At 34.3% G+C, this 17,437-nt stretch carries 15 protein-coding genes; 7 read left to right on the top strand and 8 right to left on the bottom strand.

Features of this window, described 5'->3' with window-relative positions; translation table 11 throughout:
• Window positions 1-2 precede the first annotated feature (2 nt).
• The 7 genes from ccoS to BXU11_RS07360 all read left to right on the top strand — a co-directional run bounded on the left by ccoS (window position 3) and on the right by BXU11_RS07360 (window position 6,277).
• Entirely contained in the window at window positions 3-188 is a 186-nt protein-coding gene (ccoS, locus tag BXU11_RS07330) for a cbb3-type cytochrome oxidase assembly protein CcoS (RefSeq protein WP_024981005.1), read from the top strand.
• A gap of 7 nt (window positions 189-195) precedes the next feature.
• On the top strand, window positions 196-2,379 hold the full coding sequence (gene ccoN, locus BXU11_RS07335; RefSeq protein ID WP_024981004.1) for a cytochrome-c oxidase, cbb3-type subunit I: 2,184 nt from the start codon (window positions 196-198) through the stop codon (window positions 2,377-2,379).
• Between the two features lie 8 nt (window positions 2,380-2,387).
• Window positions 2,388-2,567 (top strand): CcoQ/FixQ family Cbb3-type cytochrome c oxidase assembly chaperone, encoded by a 180-nt coding sequence (locus tag BXU11_RS07340; protein ID WP_024981003.1) that lies wholly within the window; start codon window positions 2,388-2,390, stop codon window positions 2,565-2,567.
• Window positions 2,568-2,585: 18 nt separating this feature from the next.
• Window positions 2,586-3,521: a cbb3-type cytochrome c oxidase N-terminal domain-containing protein gene (locus BXU11_RS07345; RefSeq protein ID WP_078211616.1), complete on the top strand. Its 936-nt coding sequence runs from the start codon at window positions 2,586-2,588 to the stop codon at window positions 3,519-3,521.
• Between the two features lie 92 nt (window positions 3,522-3,613).
• Window positions 3,614-5,032 carry a cytochrome c oxidase accessory protein CcoG gene (ccoG, locus tag BXU11_RS07350; protein ID WP_024981001.1) on the top strand — a complete coding sequence of 473 codons (1,419 nt, stop codon included), beginning with the start codon at window positions 3,614-3,616 and terminating at the stop codon, window positions 5,030-5,032.
• A 27-nt stretch (window positions 5,033-5,059) separates the two neighbouring features.
• Complete coding sequence (locus BXU11_RS07355) at window positions 5,060-5,515, top strand: FixH family protein (RefSeq protein ID WP_024981000.1); 456 nt, start codon at window positions 5,060-5,062, stop codon at window positions 5,513-5,515.
• A gap of 60 nt (window positions 5,516-5,575) precedes the next feature.
• Window positions 5,576-6,277 (top strand): sulfite exporter TauE/SafE family protein, encoded by a 702-nt coding sequence (locus BXU11_RS07360; protein WP_024980999.1) that lies wholly within the window; start codon window positions 5,576-5,578, stop codon window positions 6,275-6,277.
• Window positions 6,278-6,506: 229 nt separating this feature from the next.
• Here the strand turns inward: BXU11_RS07360 and hemN are convergent, their stop codons facing one another.
• The 8 genes from hemN to BXU11_RS07405 form a co-directional block, all read right to left on the bottom strand.
• On the bottom strand, window positions 6,507-7,871 hold the full coding sequence (gene hemN, locus BXU11_RS07365) for an oxygen-independent coproporphyrinogen III oxidase (protein ID WP_024980998.1): 1,365 nt from the start codon (window positions 7,869-7,871) through the stop codon (window positions 6,507-6,509).
• A gap of 155 nt (window positions 7,872-8,026) precedes the next feature.
• A complete protein-coding gene (locus tag BXU11_RS07370; RefSeq protein ID WP_035717467.1) occupies window positions 8,027-8,503 on the bottom strand; it encodes a hypothetical protein in 477 nt (158 codons plus the stop codon).
• A gap of 564 nt (window positions 8,504-9,067) precedes the next feature.
• On the bottom strand, window positions 9,068-11,023 hold the full coding sequence (locus tag BXU11_RS07380) for a DUF349 domain-containing protein (RefSeq protein ID WP_078211619.1): 1,956 nt from the start codon (window positions 11,021-11,023) through the stop codon (window positions 9,068-9,070).
• A gap of 132 nt (window positions 11,024-11,155) precedes the next feature.
• The gene (locus BXU11_RS07385; protein ID WP_223253690.1) at window positions 11,156-11,890 is read right to left on the bottom strand and encodes a lipid A phosphoethanolamine transferase; all 735 of its coding nucleotides are present in this window, start codon (window positions 11,888-11,890) and stop codon (window positions 11,156-11,158) included.
• 226 nt (window positions 11,891-12,116) lie between these two features.
• Window positions 12,117-12,866 carry a shikimate dehydrogenase gene (locus tag BXU11_RS07390; protein ID WP_078211623.1) on the bottom strand — a complete coding sequence of 250 codons (750 nt, stop codon included), beginning with the start codon at window positions 12,864-12,866 and terminating at the stop codon, window positions 12,117-12,119.
• A complete protein-coding gene (locus BXU11_RS07395) occupies window positions 12,859-14,262 on the bottom strand; it encodes a lipopolysaccharide assembly protein LapB (protein WP_024980992.1) in 1,404 nt (467 codons plus the stop codon). The genes BXU11_RS07390 and BXU11_RS07395 overlap by 8 nt, the downstream gene beginning before the upstream one ends.
• Window positions 14,263-14,421: 159 nt before the next feature.
• The gene (locus tag BXU11_RS07400) at window positions 14,422-15,606 is read right to left on the bottom strand and encodes an aspartate aminotransferase family protein (RefSeq protein ID WP_078211625.1); all 1,185 of its coding nucleotides are present in this window, start codon (window positions 15,604-15,606) and stop codon (window positions 14,422-14,424) included.
• 85 nt (window positions 15,607-15,691) lie between these two features.
• On the bottom strand, window positions 15,692-17,335 hold the full coding sequence (locus BXU11_RS07405) for an OstA-like protein (protein WP_078211627.1): 1,644 nt from the start codon (window positions 17,333-17,335) through the stop codon (window positions 15,692-15,694).
• Window positions 17,336-17,437 lie beyond the last annotated feature (102 nt).

Below are 17,437 nucleotides of genomic sequence, written 5' to 3' on the forward strand. Positions count from 1 at the left end.
AAATGAGTGTGATTTACCTTTTAATTTCGATCAGTATTTTCGTAGCAATAGGGTTCTTTATTGCCTTTGTAATTGCCGTTCGTTCTGGGCAATATGATGATGATTATACCCCGTCGGTTCGCATGCTTTTTGACGATGAGCTTGCTAAAAAAACTAAAAAATCAACAACAATAATAAAAGAAAACTAATTTAATTATGGAGATGCAACAATTTTATTACGACAACAAAATTGTAAAGAAGTTTATTTACGCCACCATCGTTTTTGGTGTAGTAGGTATGCTTGTAGGTCTTATTTTGGCTATAATGTTTCTTTTTCCAAACATTACCGATGGAATATCTTGGTTAAGTTTTGGTAGATTGAGACCTTTACACACCAACGCTGTTATTTTTGCCTTTGTAGGAAACGCAATGTTTGCTGGGGTGTATTATTCTTTACAGCGATTATTAAAAGCAAGAATGTTCAGTGATTTCTTGAGTAACCTTAATTTTTGGGGTTGGCAATTAATTATTGTTGCTGCTGCAATTTCATTGCCTCTAGGGTATACTTCCTCCAAGGAGTATGCAGAGCTTGAATGGCCTATTGACATTGCGATTGCGTTGATTTGGGTTGTTTTTGGTATCAACATGATTGGAACCATGCTTAAAAGACGTGAGCGTCACTTATATGTTGCAATTTGGTTTTATCTAGCGACTTTCATTACAGTAGCAGTATTGCATATTTTCAATAGTTTAGAATTGCCTATTTCGGCCATGAAAAGTTATTCTGTGTATGCAGGGGTTCAAGATGCTTTAGTGCAGTGGTGGTATGGTCATAATGCGGTTGCTTTTTTCTTGACCACTCCTTTCTTAGGTTTAATGTACTATTTTGTACCTAAAGTAGCCAATCGTCCGGTATATTCTTACCGTTTATCTATTATTCACTTTTGGTCTTTGATTTTCTTATACATCTGGGCTGGTCCTCACCACTTGTTATATTCTGCATTACCTACTTGGGCACAAAACTTAGGTGTAGTTTTCTCAGTAATGTTGATCGCTCCATCTTGGGGAGGTATGATCAATGGATTGTTAACCTTAAGAGGTGTTTGGGACAAAGTTAGAGTAGAGCCTGTGTTGAAATTCTTTGTGGTAGCCATGACAGGTTACGGTATGGCAACTTTTGAAGGACCTATGTTGTCTTTGAAAAATGTAAACGCTATTGCGCACTATACGGATTGGATTATTGCTCACGTTCACGTAGGAGCATTAGCTTGGAACGGATTTATGGCTTTTGGTATTATTTATTGGTTAATCCCAAGAATGTCAAAAGGCACTTTATACTCCACTAAATTGGCTAATTTCCACTTTTGGATTGGTACTTTAGGAATTATTCTTTACGCATTACCAATGTATGTTGCAGGTTTCTTGCAAGCTTCAATGTGGAAGCAGTTCAATCCTGATGGTACATTAACTTACGGAAACTTCTTAGAAACAGTGACTCAAATCATGCCAATGTATTGGATGAGAGCTGTTGGTGGAACGTTATATTTAACAGGAATGTTGGTGTTGGTGTACAATATTGTACAAACCGTTAGAAACAGTGATGCTATCGAAGATGAGTTAGCCGAAGCACCTGCCTTAAAAGAAATTAGCACCAAACGAATTAAAGGTGAAAAATACCATACTTGGTTAGAAAGAAGACCAATACAAATGGCAATTTTAGCTACAGTAGCGATTTTAATTGGTGGAATTATCCAAATCGTTCCTACGATAATGGTCAAATCTAATATTCCTACCATTGCAAGTGTTAAGCCTTATTCTCCACTTGAATTAGAAGGACGTGACTTATATATTCGTGAAGGATGTGTGGGATGTCACTCTCAATCGGTGAGACCGTTTAGAAGCGAAGTTGAGCGTTACGGACCTCAAGCCAAAGCGGGTGAATTTGTATACGATCATCCATTCCTTTGGGGATCCAAACGTACAGGTCCAGATTTACAACGTGTGGGGCAAAAATACAATGACAACTGGCACTTTAATCATTTCTGGAATCCACAGAGTATTTCAGCAGGTTCTATCATGCCAAGTTACAAATGGTTGTTTGACAATGAAGCCATGGATGTTTCTATGTTAGAAAAAAAGATGAAAGCAATGGTTACTTTAGGTGTTCCTTACACCGAAGAACAGATTGCTAACGGTCAAAAAGATTTAAGAGCTCAAGCCTTAAAAATTGAGGAAAGCTTGAAAAACGATCCTGACTTTGTAAAAAGTTATGAAGAAAGTAAAAAGAAAGCTGCAGCAAGAGGTGAAAAATTTGTTCCAATGAACGAGAGAGAAATTATAGCCCTAATTGCATACATGCAACGTCTAGGTACAGATATTAAAGTAAAAGAATCTAAATAAAGTCGGTTATGTTTGAACAAATTAAACACAATATGGAGACCATCGTTGGGATCGAAATTTATCCCATCCTTTCTCTATTGATTTTCTTTTTCTTCTTTGTTGGATTAGCCATTTGGGTATTCTCTTATCAAAAAGAGACCATTCAAGAAATGAGCAACATCCCTTTAGAAGATAATCTTACTTTATAATTTTTAAAGCTTTAAAAAATGAAAAAATTAATTCCAGTATACGTTAGGGTTCCCCTTATTTTCTTTGCCGTATTTGGCGCAATGGAGTATTTTATTGACTCAGGAGATCGTCCTGCGTTCATAAAGTTTCCAATGGTATCTTTATTCTTATTTGTTTTTCTTTTTCTGCTAATCGCGATCGAGGTGACCATAAGTGCTATTGATACAATTACCTATCATTTGTTAACTGACGAACAAAAAGCCAAATTAGAGGAAGCAACTTCGTTAAGTTTTGGTGAAAGTGATTGGTATAAAAATATCATGAAAAAATTAACCAAGTCAACTCCAATTGAAAGAGAAGGCGAGTTGCTTTTGGATCATGATTATGATGGTATTCGTGAGTTAGACAATAGTTTGCCGCCATGGTGGGTTTATTTGTTTTACGCTTGTATTGTTTTTGCGGTGGTTTATTTAGTCCGCTTTGAAATTCTTGGTGCTCCAGATCAAGAAATGGAATTAAAAAATGATATCGCCCAAGCCAAAATTGAAATAGCCGAGTATATGAAAACGGCCCCAGATTTGATGGATGAGAAGACGGTTACTTTGTTAACTGATCCAGCTGAATTAGCCATTGGGAAAGAAATTTTCACTACCAATTGCGCTGCTTGTCACCGTGCCGATGCCGGAGGACAAATTGGCCCCAACCTTACTGATGAACAATGGATTTTAGGAGGAGGGATCAAAAACGTTTTTCATACTATTATGAATGGTGGTCGTGACGGTAAAGGGATGATCTCTTGGAAAGGTACTTTAAAACCGAAAGAAATGCAAAAAGTAGCGAGCTACATTTTGTCCTTGAAAGGAAGTAATCCAAAAGATGCCAAAGCGCCTGAAGGTGAAATATGGGTAGATGATGCAGCTTCAAAAAACGAAGCTTCTGCTGCTCCTGCTGTAGATACTACGGCTGCTCAATAAATAGTTTCTGTCCTATTCTATACCCTGTGTCAAAGTATCTTACTTTGACACAGTTGTTTTAATAAGTTTTAATAAGTTTTAAAAAATTAGCTATGGCTGTTTTACCTGATGACTCCTTTAGAGACAGTATTGCGACTATTGATCAAGAAGGCAATAGAAAATATATTTATCCCAAAAAACCTAGTGGTAAGTTCTATGACTACCGCAAATGGGTGAGTTATATTTTACTCATCATCCTTGTGGCTAGTCCATTTATCAAAATTAATGGAAACCAATTCATGATGTTCAATGTTTTGGAACGTCGTTTTTCTATTTTTAGTTTTCCATTTTGGCCTCAAGATTTTTATTTGTTTGTTCTGTTCATGATTGTTGGGGTAGTGTTTGTAATTCTATTCACTGTAATTTTTGGGCGTATTTTTTGTGGTTGGATTTGCCCTCAAACCATTTTCTTAGAAATGGTTTTCAGACGTATTGAATATTGGATCGAAGGAGATAGAGGAGCACAAATTAGATTGGACAAACAAAAATGGGATTCGGAGAAAATTCGAAAAAAAGGAATTAAATGGTCTCTTTTCTTGGTCATCTCTTTTTTTATTGCGAATGTATTTTTAGCCTACTTAATTGGTAGTGATGTGTTGTTTAAAATGATCGAAGAAGGACCGAAAAACCACATCAGTACTTTAATTTCTTTATTTATTTTTACTGGAGTTTTTTATTTTGTGTTTGCTTGGTTTAGAGAACAAGTGTGCATAATTGCTTGCCCGTATGGACGTTTGCAAGGCGTTTTACTTGATAATAAATCTATTAATGTTGCTTATGATTTTGTTCGTGGCGAAAAAGAAATAGGACGAGCAAAATTCAATAAACAAGAAAATCGAGCCGAAACAGGAAAAGGAGATTGTATAGATTGCAAACAATGCGTACATGTTTGTCCAACCGGTATAGATATTCGAAATGGAACACAATTAGAATGTATTAATTGTACGGCTTGTATCGATGAATGTGATACCATTATGGAAGGTGTGGGATTACCAAAAGGCTTAATTCGCTATGCCTCTGAAGATGAAATTGAGAAAAACGAAAAATTCAAGTTTACAGCGCGTATGAAAGGGTACAGCGCCGTATTGTTGATTTTGATGGGAATTCTTTCGGGACTTTTGTTTTTGCGCTCCGAAGTAGAAACTTCAATTTTAAGATTACCAGGACAATTGTTCCAGCATAAAGGTGAAAATATTAGTAATGTTTACACCTTTAAAGTGATTAACAAATCTAATAATGAAATTAAAAATGTTCATTTTAAATTAAAAGAGATCAAAGGTACTTTGAAAATTGTGGGTAAGAATCAGTTAACTGTTCCTAGACAAGGTTTGACAAGTGGTACTTTATTTATCGAAATCAATAAATATTTGCTAGAAAGTGATAAAACTACTATTGAAATTGAAGTATATGAAGCCGACGAATTGATTCAAACAACGGCAACTAATTTCTTGGGGCCAAGAAGTTTCGATTAAAGTATTATTCTTTTTAAAAAAAAAAATATGAAATTAAAATTCAACTGGGGAACATATATTGTGATTGCTTTTGCTTTGTTTATTACTTTTATTCTCTATTTTGTGGTAAAAGTACAATCGGACTCCAAATATGATAACGATTTGGTGGTCGAGGAATATTACAAGCATGATATTCATTATCAAGAGGAGATGCAAAGGGTTCAAAATGCCCAAGATTTAGCTACAAAACCCAAGGTTACACAATTGGATCAAGAAGTAACCATCACCTTTCCGGCCAACTTTGTTCCTAAAAAAATCAAGGGAACCGTATCGTTATATCGTCCGTCTAATAAAAAACTTGATTTTCAAGTAAAATTAGACCTAACCGAGTCTACTGTTCATATTCCTAAAACCAATTTGGTAGGTGGAAGTTGGGATATCAATATGGAATGGCAGTATGAAGGAAAATCCTATTTGACCAAGGAGACACTCTATATAAATTAAAATAAAGGTGTAATTCTAACTTGATTCATGTCATGGAGTTGCATTGAAAAACGATAATAAATGCTCTATACCGCTTTTATTTTAGGCTTGATTAGTAGTTTTCATTGTGTTGGAATGTGTGGTCCAATTGCATTAATGTTGCCTGTGGATCATTCGAATCCAACCAAAAAAGCTTCGCAAATACTTACCTATCACATAGGAAGATTGTTGGCTTATGGTGGTATGGGACTATTGTTTGGCTTACTTGGGAAAGGTTTTTTTGTAGCGGGTATTCAACAAAAACTATCTATTTTTATTGGTGTTTTGATGATTATCGTGGCGTTACTTCCTGAGCGTGTTTTTGCAAAGTATAATTTTTCCAAGCCAATTTTTAGAATGATTTCTAAATTGAAGCAAAAATTAGGTAGTCAATTCAAGAAAAAATCATACAGTTCATTGTTGACTATTGGGTTCCTAAATGGTTTACTCCCATGTGGAATGGTGTATGTAGCTTTGTTTGGTGCCATTGCTATGCAAAGTGCATTGGTTGGTGTTGTATACATGGTTTTGTTTGGCCTGGGAACAATTCCTTTGATGAGTGTGGTGGTTTATTTGAAATCCTTTTTAAGTCTTTCTGCGCGAAATACTATTCAAAAAGTTATTCCATATGTAATGGTAGTAATTGGGGTGTTATTCGTGTTACGAGGCTTGGGGCTTGGGATTCCTTATGTTTCTCCTACAACCTTAAGTTTGTTTGTTCAAGAAACCCCTAATTGTCATTAAATTAAAGGAAGTATTTGGATAAGTACGTTAATGATTTAGGATTGTTTAAAAGGGTTTAATGTTTTTATTTACCGTTTTTTGCGTTAGGGTTTGCAGTAAAAATCCTTTTTAGGCTTTTTCTGCCTCAAAAAGATTGTAACCTAAATCCTGACCCTTGTGGTAAAGCCCAAATATTGAGATTTACCGTAATGTGGTTTATTAAAAAAGTAAACGAATAAAAGTGATTGCGTTAGACAGTCATTGAAAACAAGGCGGTTTCTGGCGCTTTTCTTTTTAATAAAAGATCAAAGGCCATGCAAATGTTTCTGACAAAGGGTTTGCCTTCTTCTAATACCTTGATACTTTGTTTTTCAATGGTAATCAATCCGTCTTTTTGCATTTCTTCTAATTGCATGAGGACTTCTGGAAGCTCTTTAAAATAGCCATTTTCTTTGTCCCATGAGGTTTGAAATTGGCACATTAAATTTAATATATGCTGTCTGATGATTAAATCTTCTGAAGTAAGAATATGACCACGATAAACCGGTAGCTCTCCTTTTTCAAGACTAGCATAATATTCTTCAATTGTTTTTACATTTTGGGCAAAACTTGTCCAACTATCACTGATAGAAGATACGCCAAGACCAATCATAACTTGTGTTTTTGAAGAGCTATAACCCATGAAGTTACGATGAAGTTTTTCGGATTTAAAGGATGTGTAAAGGCTGTCTTCTTCTAAAGCAAAATGGTCCATACCAATTTCATGATATCCGTTTTTACTCAATAATTGTTTGCCTACTTCGTATAATTGTCTTTTTTCTTGATCTTTTGGAATATCGCTATCCTTAAATCCTCTTTGTCCGTTTCCTTTGATCCATGGCACATGCGCGTAGCTATAAAACGCTAAACGATCCGGATTTAATGATTTTGTTTTTTCGATGGTATCAATTACATCGTCAAGTTGTTGAAACGGAAGGCCGAAAATGATGTCATGACCGATAGAGGTGTAACCAATTTCTTTAGCCCAAAATGTTACTTTGGCAACGTTATGGAAGGATTGCACCCTGTGAATTGCTTGTTGCACTTTTTCGGAATAATCTTGTACGCCAAAACTTACTCTCCTAAAACCTAAATTGTAGAATGTTTGTAATTGAACTTTGGTAGTATTGTTGGGATGTCCTTCAAAACTGAATTCGTACCCAATCGCTTTAGTGGCTTTGTTTAAGATTCCATGAATTAACTTCTCGAGGTTTTCGGACGAAAAGAAAGTTGGAGTACCGCCGCCCAAATGAATTTCTTTAATGATTGGTTTTTCTTCTAGTAGTGAACAATAAAGATCCCATTCTTTTAAAACAGCCAATATGTATGTTTCTTCAACATTGTGATTCTTTGTAATTCTCTTGTTGCATCCGCAAAATGTGCAAAGACTTTCGCAAAAAGGCAAATGAATGTATAAGCTAATTCCTTCTTTTGTATTACTTTCTTTAAAAGATTGTTGAAGCGTTTTTAACCACAAGTCAGTAGAAAAAAGTAATTCATTCCAATACGGAACCGTAGGGTAGCTAGTATATCTAGGGCCAGGAACATTGTATTTTTGAATAAGATTATTTTTCATATTAACTTAATTTTGTAGAACAAAAGTATCTTATAATACTTTTAGTGCAAATGATATTTATCATAAATATTAAAACACTGAGAAATGAATAATTATTTTCGTTTCTCAGTGTTTTGTTTTAGTATTTTTTTAGGTATTTATAAACAATTGCGTTCTTAATGTGTTAAACAGTTGTCTATAATTTTTTTCCATTTTTTAGCCAATTGACCATCTTCATGTTCGCATATTTGATTTATTAGATCATATTCTGCATTGTAAACGGTAATTGATTCTTTGATATTACTAGTGCTTGATATGAAGTATAGCTCAATTTTTTTAGTTAGATCGTTTGCCACATCTTTAATGTACTTGATCTCACAACTGGATATGGTATTGAGTTCAATCAGTTTTGAAAAGGGTTCTTTCGGATGAAAGTCCATAAACAAAAACGCCTGGTTTAGTGTATCAATGGAGTATACCTTTTTGTTTTGATTTTCAGTTATAGTAAAGTTGTACTTGTTTTTAGGATTGTGAATAGCTTGTATTGATAGTATTCTTTTTTTCTGAATAGCGTTACTTTTAAAGATAAAATAGAGAGGTATCGCAATTAGTAATGTTATTACCAATCCGATGATAGTTACGGAAGTGTCCATAGTGTAAATTTTTGATTTTTTTAAATAGTGAAACATGCGAATTCATTAGTAATTCGCAAAGTGGATCGAGAAGTTGATCTCTAAAGATTACACTATCTAGTTACCAAAAATAATGTTTTGGAAAGAGCAGGCACGAAACGGCTGGTATTGCATTAATGCTCTTGTAAAGGAATGCTTTTGAAGCGACTTTGTTGCTGTAGTTGATAAGGAGAGCTACATGGGCAAAAGACGCAAAAGTAGCTTGAATAGGTGGGTAAAAATGATATGTTGCAACCGTATAACTTAGAGTTTTAGGTAACATACACTGCAAATTGTTTTTGTCAATTTGCTCGAAAGAAGTTTCTTTTTGAGCTGTACCATTATCAAAGTAATGCTTGTTGTTTTTTGTTTGTAAAACAAAAAACAATAATACAACTCCTATAGTTAAAATTATTTTGCTCAAAAACTTCATTTGGCAAAATTACTTTATTTATGTTTTAAAGGTTTGGGAGTTTGTATAAAGTATTGTTAATCTTTAAGGTATAAAAATAAAGCCTCAAAATTTACTTTGAGGCTTTATTGTATTTATTCGATGGTTAAATTTCGAAGTTGATGAAGTTTTTCTTTCCAAACTTCTAAGCTTTCTTTGTGGATGGCTATGTTTTTTCGGACTTCTAAAACAATCGAATTTTCCTTTTTTGCGTTTTTGGTATTGGTAAAAAACTGAATGTTGTTTTCTAATTGGAAAATTTCATTTTGAACTTCCTCAATTTTACGCATTAAAAAGATTTTTTCATTGTCTAGTTTGCGAATATCATTGCTTTCGGATAAGTTTTCCATACGATTTGAAAAACGCATCATATCTGTTTCTTTTTTACTCAAACTTAACTTGGCAAACAAAGCATCTAGAATTTTATTGAATTTCCCTTCTATATGTCGTCTTGGAAACGGTACTTTTCCAAAATTTTTCCAGTTTTCAATATGTTTTTTTATACTCTCAAGATCCGTTTTGTGATCTCCTGTTAGTTGAAATTCTTTGATGCTTTCTAGGTATGCTTTTTTGTTTTCAAAAGCAGCAATTTCTTCACTATTTTCTTCATTGCGTTGCTCTTTTACCTTAGCAAAGTAATGGTTGCAAGCTTCCTTGAATTCATTCCAAATTTTATCTGAATATTTTCTTGGAACATGACCTATTAGTTTCCATTCTTCCTGAATTTGTTTCATTATAGGCGTTGTTGTTGCAAAATCTTCACTTTCTTGTAATTCTTTGGCTTTGGCAACTAAGGCTATTTTTTTATTTAAATTGTCGGTTTGGTCTTTTTTAATGTCTTTGTAAAAGGAGTTTTTAAAGCTATTAAAGTTTCTAACCGCTGTTTTGAATGCTGACCAAGTAGCTTCGTTTACCTCAGAAGGTACTTTTCCTGTAGAGAAAAAAGCATTTCTTAGCGCCTCAACTTTGTCAATTTGAACCAGCCATTGCGAATGACTGTTGACTTTTTCAGTGGCTAAGATTTCAATTTTGGCAATTATATCTTTTTTTACTGCTAAATTCTCTAATTCAATCCCTCTTAGTTTTTCAAACAATTTTTCACGATTGTCATGCATTTGCTTGGTCAATTCGCTGAACTTATTCCAAATCTCATCGCGATGTTCTTTGGAAACTGGCCCAATATCTTCTTTCCAAATTTTATGTAAATCTTGTAATTCTCGAAACGATTTGTTGATATCCTCTTCTTTGGTAAGCTCTTCAACTCTGGCGATTATTTTTAATTTTAAATCAAGATTGTGTTTAAAATCGATGTCTCTAGCCTCACGGTCTAAATGCAAATAATCGTAAAAATTTTCAACATGGAAATGATAATTATTCCACACATGATTGTATTTATCTTTCGGAATCGGACCAGCATTTTTCCAGCGATCTCTAAGGTCATTGAAGTGTTTGAGGGTATCCTTAATGTTCGCTTGTGGATCAATTAAGTTTCTCAACTCTTCAACAATAGCTAATCGATGCTCTAAATTGCTTTTTAAATTGGTCTGAAGGCTTTTAAAATGCGCGTTTTTTTGATCTTTATAATTGGTGTAGTATTGATCGAACTTGTTTTTTAACGGGAAATGATATTCGAAAGTTTCATTTGTATCCTGATTTTCAGCAGCAAATTCTTCTCTTTTCTCTTCTAAAAGATGATGATATTTAGCTAAGAAAGCTTTTTTGATTTCTTCAACGTGAAGTTTAATTGACATTACTGTCTCTGTAGTGACTAGTTTTTGTAATTCTTCTACTAATGCAGCCATGTCCATAGCTTCATAATCTAATAGAGGAATATCATGGCGCCCTTTTAGGGTTTCATCTTCACTTTCTTCAGCATTGTTGCTGGTTATCGCATCAAGGATGGTTTGGTTTTCGTGTACCTCCGCAGTTGTAGAATCTGTTGTTGCTGCACTATCCTCATTTGTAGTCAAGTCAGTTGATACTTGATCTACTACTTCTTGTTGTTGTTCTCCGTCTGCAACTGGCAGGTTATCTTGCTTTTCTTCTAACATTTTTGAAATGTTTAAGGTTGTTTTTATAATGCGAAAGGTACTAAAGGATTGGTTAATTGCAAAATTTTTCTATGTTTTATAGTTGATTTACTGTGTAAAATACCTTAAAAATGCTTTTCAGTATCATCTAGATTAATATCGGATAAGCATTCCTACTTCAAAACCATAATTATATGCTTTTTTATTTCCAAAGGCTAAACTCGGATGGATATAAAAAAAGGAGTCGGGAGTGATTTTTCGTCCAAATTCAATAAAGGTACTGTTTTGAAAACCATTTAACACTTCATTGTATCGAAACGAAATATTGGCACTCATCCAATTCTTTGAAAAGGAATAAATCAAGCTGTTTTCAAGTACTGTGATCCTGACGTCATCTCTATTGGTATCTCCAGCTATGCTATATTGGTATTCCAAATCCGTTATAAATACAATGTTTTTGGCACTATCAATAAAGGTTCCGTAGAAAATGGCGGGAACAACAACCCATTTTCCTAGCCCAAAATTTCTATCTGTAGCTGTATTTGCTATAAGTCTTACTCGTGTAGCAATGCCCGATGTTTTGGTTAAAAATGGTATAAATGAAGTCGCTATACTAAGATCTCCTAGTCCTGTTTTATTTTTGGTCGATGAGTTAGTTGAAACAAGTGGAGTATCAAAACGTATCGTCCAAGCCCGATTACCTATTGGTTTTAGTAAACGAAAGGTAGTTGTGTTAAAAGAACCATTTTTAGTGTCTAAATATTCATTAAATAAGATTATAGTCTCTCTGAAATAATTAAAGCGCGCTTCAGAAAAGGGATTTTGCTCCTCTCTGATTTTTTTTTTATCCTGAGCATTTACACTTGAGGTGTAAAAAAATAGCGCCAAAAATAGTAGAATTAGCTTTTGCATAACATTACATAAAATTACATAAAATTACATAAAATTTCGTACTGCTAATTTACTTAAATGTTTTGATAATTAAATGGTTGCGTTTTTTTTAATACGTTTTTTCTATTTAGTATACCACTGAATTGGTGTACACTTTGTAGCGTTTATTCTGTCTTGTTTTTTTTGACAATTTATTTGGACGTTTTACTATGGTGTTTTTTTACTATTTATTCCAAATACGCCATGCTTTTTCTGCTTGAAGTACTAACATTTCAAGTCCGTTTTTAATAGTAGCACCTCTTTTTTTTGCTTTTTTTAGAAATACGGTTTCCGCTGGATTGTAGATCAAATCGTAGGCAATGTGTTTCTCTGTGAAAAACTCATAAGGGATATCAGGAAAATTATCTGTGTTTGGGCTAGTTCCCAATGGTGTGGTATTGATGATAATGGTGTGATTCTCAAAAATAGTGGCATTAAGTAAATCGTAACGTATGGTTTGTTCTTTATTTTCTCTCGAAACAAAGGTGTATAAAATACCCAATTCTTCCAACGCAAAAGCAACGCCTTTAGCGGCACCTCCAGTGCCTAGAATTAAAGCTTTGGTGTGATGCGGTTGTAATAAAGGTTGTAAGGATTTTTTGAAACCAAAATAATCGGTATTGTATCCTTTTAGTTTTCCTTTTTTGGTGAATTTTATCGTATTTACTGCGCCAATGGACGTAGCTTTTTTTGAAAGTTTATCCAAAAAGGGAAGTATGGCTTCTTTGTAAGGAATGGTTACATTTAGGCCGCGTAAATCAGGATTATTCTTGACTAATTCTGTAAAATAATTGATGTCTTGTATGTCGAAATTTTCATAACTATAGCCTTCAAATACTGGATTGTTAAACTTTTCGGTAAAATGTCCTTTAGAAAATGAATAGCTAATATTGCGTCCGAGTAAGCCAAAACGCATCTTAATAGAATCAGTCATTATTATTTTTATTTTTTGTAATATAATTTTGAACCAATTTTCGGTTCCAAACTACAGGGAATAAATCTTCAAGTATATTATGGTTTTCAAAGTTAATGCGTAAACCGTTGCCGAGATGTTTTTTTCCTTTGGTGTCATTTTGTAGCATAAAATACAGGCCTGCTAAGCGGTATTCTATCTCGTTTTCTTCTGGAAAAAATTCGCCCGCTTGCAAAAGGGTTTGTATCGCTGTTTCAAATTCGCCTAAAAATTGCAAAATATCTACCCAAAACAACCAAGTATCGAGTTGATAGTCGCCATATTCTACTGCTTTTCGATATCCAAATTCTGCTTCTTCAAAAAAGTTCATTTGTTTGTTGATGTTGGCGTAACGCTTCCAATACAATCTATTTTGATTGTCGATTGCCAAGGCTTTGTTGACAAAAAACAAGGCTTTTTGGTAGTTTTTTTGACGGATATAGAAATCAGTAATGGCAATCCAACCTTTATCTAGTAATGGATCTTCATGGACTGTTTGGTTGAAAAACTGTAAGGCTAATGCTTTATTGCCCAGTTTTTCATGACATTTTCCAATCCTCAATAAGGCATATGAAGTGGCATCGTCAAGATCAATAGTACGAGTATAGCTTTCTATGGCTTCTTCGTATCTTTTTAAACGTTCCAAAGCTTTTGCTTTTTCCATAAAAGCACCTAGAAACTCTTCGTCGATTAGCGTAGCATAATCAAAAGCGCGAATGGCATTTTCGTATTCTTTTACGCTATAATGCAATCTGCCTATTTGGTGCCAAGCAATCTCGCTGTATGGATTTTTGTTAATGTATTGGTTTAAATAGACAATTGCTTCTTGAATTTGATCTAAAAACTCAAAACAATAGACTACATTGTAAAGGGCTGATTGGTCCTCAATGTCTTCTTCTAAACATTGTATGAAGCTTTGTTTGGCTAATTCTAAATTGTCCATGAACAAATATTCCATGCCGATTAAGTTGTAAACATCAGCATAATCATCTGTATACTTTAAAGCTATTTTGAGCTCAGCAACTGCTTTTTCATGTTGGTCTCTTTTGGACCAAATATTGGCTTTTTGGATATAAATTTCTTCGTTTGTAGGCTCTATAGCGTACAACTCATTGAGCATTTTTTCGGCCAAATCTAACTTGTCATCATACACCAACATTTCGATTTGGACTAATTTTAGTCCAGTGGATTTTGGGTGTTGATCTAGTGCTAATTTTAAGGCTTTTTTAGCCAGATTGGCTTTTCCCATATCTAGGTAGTGAAGAATGATTTCTTCAAATTCCTCTGAGTCAAAAAAAAGAACTTTGTTCGTTTTTAACATGGACTCAAATTTGGAAAGCGATAAGCTGTAATCTTCTTCTTCGTTGCTTAATTGCATACTTGTTTTTTTTTGAGTTTGCCTATTTTAAAAGTAGGCATCCTTACTGTTATTGTGAGGTTTTTTTAGAATTGTTGTGAACAATTTAATTAACAAACTCTCATTTTATACTTGGCTTGTTTGTGCTAATTTGTGAATGGGCTACAAACAAAATAATTTTTATTCTGAAAGGACTTCATCCATTGCTTCTAATATAATAGCACAGCCTTCACGTATTTCGCTTTCAGAGATGTTCAAAGGTGGTGTTATACGTATGGCAAACGCTTCAAAAAGCAACCAAAACAGTATCAGTCCTTTATCTTGGCATTTAAAAATAACTTTATTGGTAATTTCTGCGCTTTCAGTCATGGCTGCCAGCATCAATCCTTTGCCTCTAATATCTTTTATCAAAGGATGTACCAAAAGACTACGAAACAGCTTTTCTTTCTCTAAAGCTTCTGGCATTAGATTAGTTTCGGTAATTTCTTGCAAGGTAGCCAAACTCGCTGCCGCAATGACAGGATGTCCACCAAAAGTGGTAATGTGTCCCAGTTTTGGATCATGACTTAATAAATCCATCCTCTCTGGTGCTGCGGTAAAAGCACCTACTGGCATGCCGCCTCCCATTCCTTTTCCCATCACAACAATGTCAGGAACTACATCATAGTTTTGAAAACCAAATAATTTTCCCGTTCTACCAAATCCGGGTTGTATTTCATCAACAATCATCATGGCACCCACCTCGGTACAGCGTTGTCTTACTTTTTGTAGAAAATTATTTTCTGGTTGAATAAAACCTGCGCCACCTTGAATAGTTTCTAGAATGATTCCAGCGGTTTTAGTGGTTATTTTTTCTAAATCGGCTTCGTTGTTGAAGGTGATAAAATCCACATCTGGAATCAAAGGACGAAAGATTTGTTTTCGTTCTTCAAAACCCATAACACTCATGGAACCCATCGTGTTACCATGATAGGCATTGTGGCATGAAATAAGCTGACTTCTGCCTGTGGTTCTTCGGGCTAATTTTAAGGCGCCTTCGATGGCTTCGGTTCCTGAATTGACTAAATAGGTTTTTTTTAGTGGTTCAGGCATGTGTTCGGCTAGTAGTTTACAAAATTCCACGGCAGGGCTTTGTGAATATTCGCCGTAAACCATCACATGTGAGTATTTGTCTAACTGATTTTTGATCGCATCATTCACACGTTTATTTTGATGCCCTAGAGTACAGGCTGATACACCGGCTACAAAATCTAAATATTTCTTATTGTTGGTATCATATATATAGGAACCAATGGCATGTGAAACTTCCATTCCTAAAGGATAAGGTGACGTTTGTGCTTGGTATTTTATAAAATCTGGATTCATTTTATTTGCTCTAAATTAAGTATGAATGTATTGCACTGGTTCTCCTTTTAGTTTTTTTAAATAGTAGCAATACACTTCTCAAATGCTATTTTTTATTCTTGTTCGTCCCTTTTTTCTTGTCGTAGTTTACGGTTTCTTTTCTGGGCTTCAAAGGTGTTTTTGCTTTGTCGGCAGCAGCTTTGGTTTGTTTGGCAATTTTTTCATTGTCCATATTTTCTTCAGGTGGAAAAATGTCATCTTTTGATTTAATTCTTTCGTCGCCTCGCCACACTAATCCCCTAAATTTCCGAGCGTTTTCTGGAAGATCTTTTTCGGGAAACAAATCCCCATCTACATCTTGAAAAAAGGTTAGGGTTTCCACGTCATTATTTTCGAAAATAATATTGATTTTACTGCTCTTGTTTTTATTGATTCCAATCAGTTCTTGTTGATCGTTTCGCATGTAATAAATGACTTCAGTATTTTTAACAATATCAACATCATGCAGCTTTCCATCTTTGAACTTCCCAAATAAATTTTGTCCTTTGACTTGGTTAAAACCTGTGCCTAAAGTATCCTTGGAGACGATGAACGTATTGTTTATTACTTTTAGAGAATCTAGTTTTTCAGTTTTTGAATTGCCTATGAGATGCATCAAATCGCCTGTGATTTGATTTTCAGCATTCCATAAAATCGGATTTCCAATGAGTTTGGTCAGTGCTTCTTTGGTGCTGGAATGAATTGAATCACATTTGCCACTCATGTCTGTTTTGTAAAAGCGAACATTGTTAAAGGCTCGAATGATACGATTGCCTTCTTTTCCGGTCACCATCAACTTTTTGCCATGAATATAAACCGAATCGTTTTCGACAAAGTTCACAGCAAGTGCTCTTTTGGTCACATACATCGAATCCTTTTTTTTGAAAATCTCGGCATAATGTCCTTTTACAATACCTCTGTTAATTGAATCTGTAATTTTTACGTTCCGTGTTGCCGAAGCAAATTCGCGGTTTCTATCATAATATAAACTGTCGCCTCTGATGAGTCGGTCATCATATTTAATGTATGATTTATTTAAAAAATGGGCTAAATTTTTCTTGGTATCATAAAACCCTTTTTCTGTATAAATATAATTGGCCTTACTCGTGATGGTCGAAGGGCCTAATAAGTACGAGTGTCCCGAGTTACTGTAATAATCGAGATGATTGGATTTTATGGTATAAGTCGGATTGGTTAAAGTTACAGCTGTTAAAAATCGAAATTTCTTTTCCGATACATAATAGCGTCCCGATTTGCTTTTAAGTGTGTTTTCTTTATTTACAATAGTTCCGTTGGTGTTGTAAAAAACTTCTTGTACGTTGCGATCAAAATTAATAGTGTCCGTGGCCAAAGTAGCATCAGGTGAGCTCATAACGGCATTTCCTGTGGCGAACGCTTTTTTTACATTCCCACTATATTCAGCGTATTTGCTATTTAAATACAAAGTGTCTCCTTGCACTAATTGTACATTTCCAAAGGCTTTGATGTAATTTTCCTTTTGAAAATAATAGGCTTTATTACAGGTCATGATTACGCCATCGTGAGTCATTCTTACGTTTCCAGTTAGTAACGCAGCATCAGGCGCTTCGACTTGATTTACGGTAAAAAAATCAGAATGTTCAATTATTATTTTTTTAGGAGCTTGAGCCAATAATTGAGAAGTAATGCTTATTATCAAACAAAAACGGATACTATCTACTAGTTTTTTCAAGGGTTAAAATTTTTGTCAAATTTATGAAAATCCTAATTAGTATAGCTTTAATATATTTTAATTGTAATTGTTAAAGTTAGTGTTAAAATAGTAGGCTAGGGT

It is taken from the genome of Flavobacterium sp. LM5 (genome assembly GCF_002017945.1).
Lineage (GTDB): Bacteria > Bacteroidota > Bacteroidia > Flavobacteriales > Flavobacteriaceae > Flavobacterium > Flavobacterium succinicans.

What these genes read in the sequence shown, in the direction of transcription:
- BXU11_RS07355 (WP_024981000.1), top strand. Translation starts at nt 5,060, where the DNA reads ATGAAATTAAAATTCAACTGGGGAACATATATTGTGATTGCTTTTGCT.
- ccoN (WP_024981004.1), top strand. Translation starts at nt 196, where the DNA reads ATGGAGATGCAACAATTTTATTACGACAACAAAATTGTAAAGAAGTTT.
- hemN (WP_024980998.1), bottom strand. Translation starts at nt 7,871, where the DNA reads ATGAAAAATAATCTTATTCAAAAATACAATGTTCCTGGCCCTAGATAT.
- BXU11_RS07400 (WP_078211625.1), bottom strand. Translation starts at nt 15,606, where the DNA reads ATGAATCCAGATTTTATAAAATACCAAGCACAAACGTCACCTTATCCT.
- BXU11_RS07380 (WP_078211619.1), bottom strand. Translation starts at nt 11,023, where the DNA reads ATGTTAGAAGAAAAGCAAGATAACCTGCCAGTTGCAGACGGAGAACAA.
- BXU11_RS07360 (WP_024980999.1), top strand. Translation starts at nt 5,576, where the DNA reads ATGCTCTATACCGCTTTTATTTTAGGCTTGATTAGTAGTTTTCATTGT.
- ccoG (WP_024981001.1), top strand. Translation starts at nt 3,614, where the DNA reads ATGGCTGTTTTACCTGATGACTCCTTTAGAGACAGTATTGCGACTATT.
- BXU11_RS07340 (WP_024981003.1), top strand. Translation starts at nt 2,388, where the DNA reads ATGTTTGAACAAATTAAACACAATATGGAGACCATCGTTGGGATCGAA.
- BXU11_RS07390 (WP_078211623.1), bottom strand. Translation starts at nt 12,866, where the DNA reads ATGACTGATTCTATTAAGATGCGTTTTGGCTTACTCGGACGCAATATT.
- BXU11_RS07370 (WP_035717467.1), bottom strand. Translation starts at nt 8,503, where the DNA reads ATGGACACTTCCGTAACTATCATCGGATTGGTAATAACATTACTAATT.
- ccoS (WP_024981005.1), top strand. Translation starts at nt 3, where the DNA reads ATGAGTGTGATTTACCTTTTAATTTCGATCAGTATTTTCGTAGCAATA.
- BXU11_RS07345 (WP_078211616.1), top strand. Translation starts at nt 2,586, where the DNA reads ATGAAAAAATTAATTCCAGTATACGTTAGGGTTCCCCTTATTTTCTTT.
- BXU11_RS07395 (WP_024980992.1), bottom strand. Translation starts at nt 14,262, where the DNA reads ATGCAATTAAGCAACGAAGAAGAAGATTACAGCTTATCGCTTTCCAAA.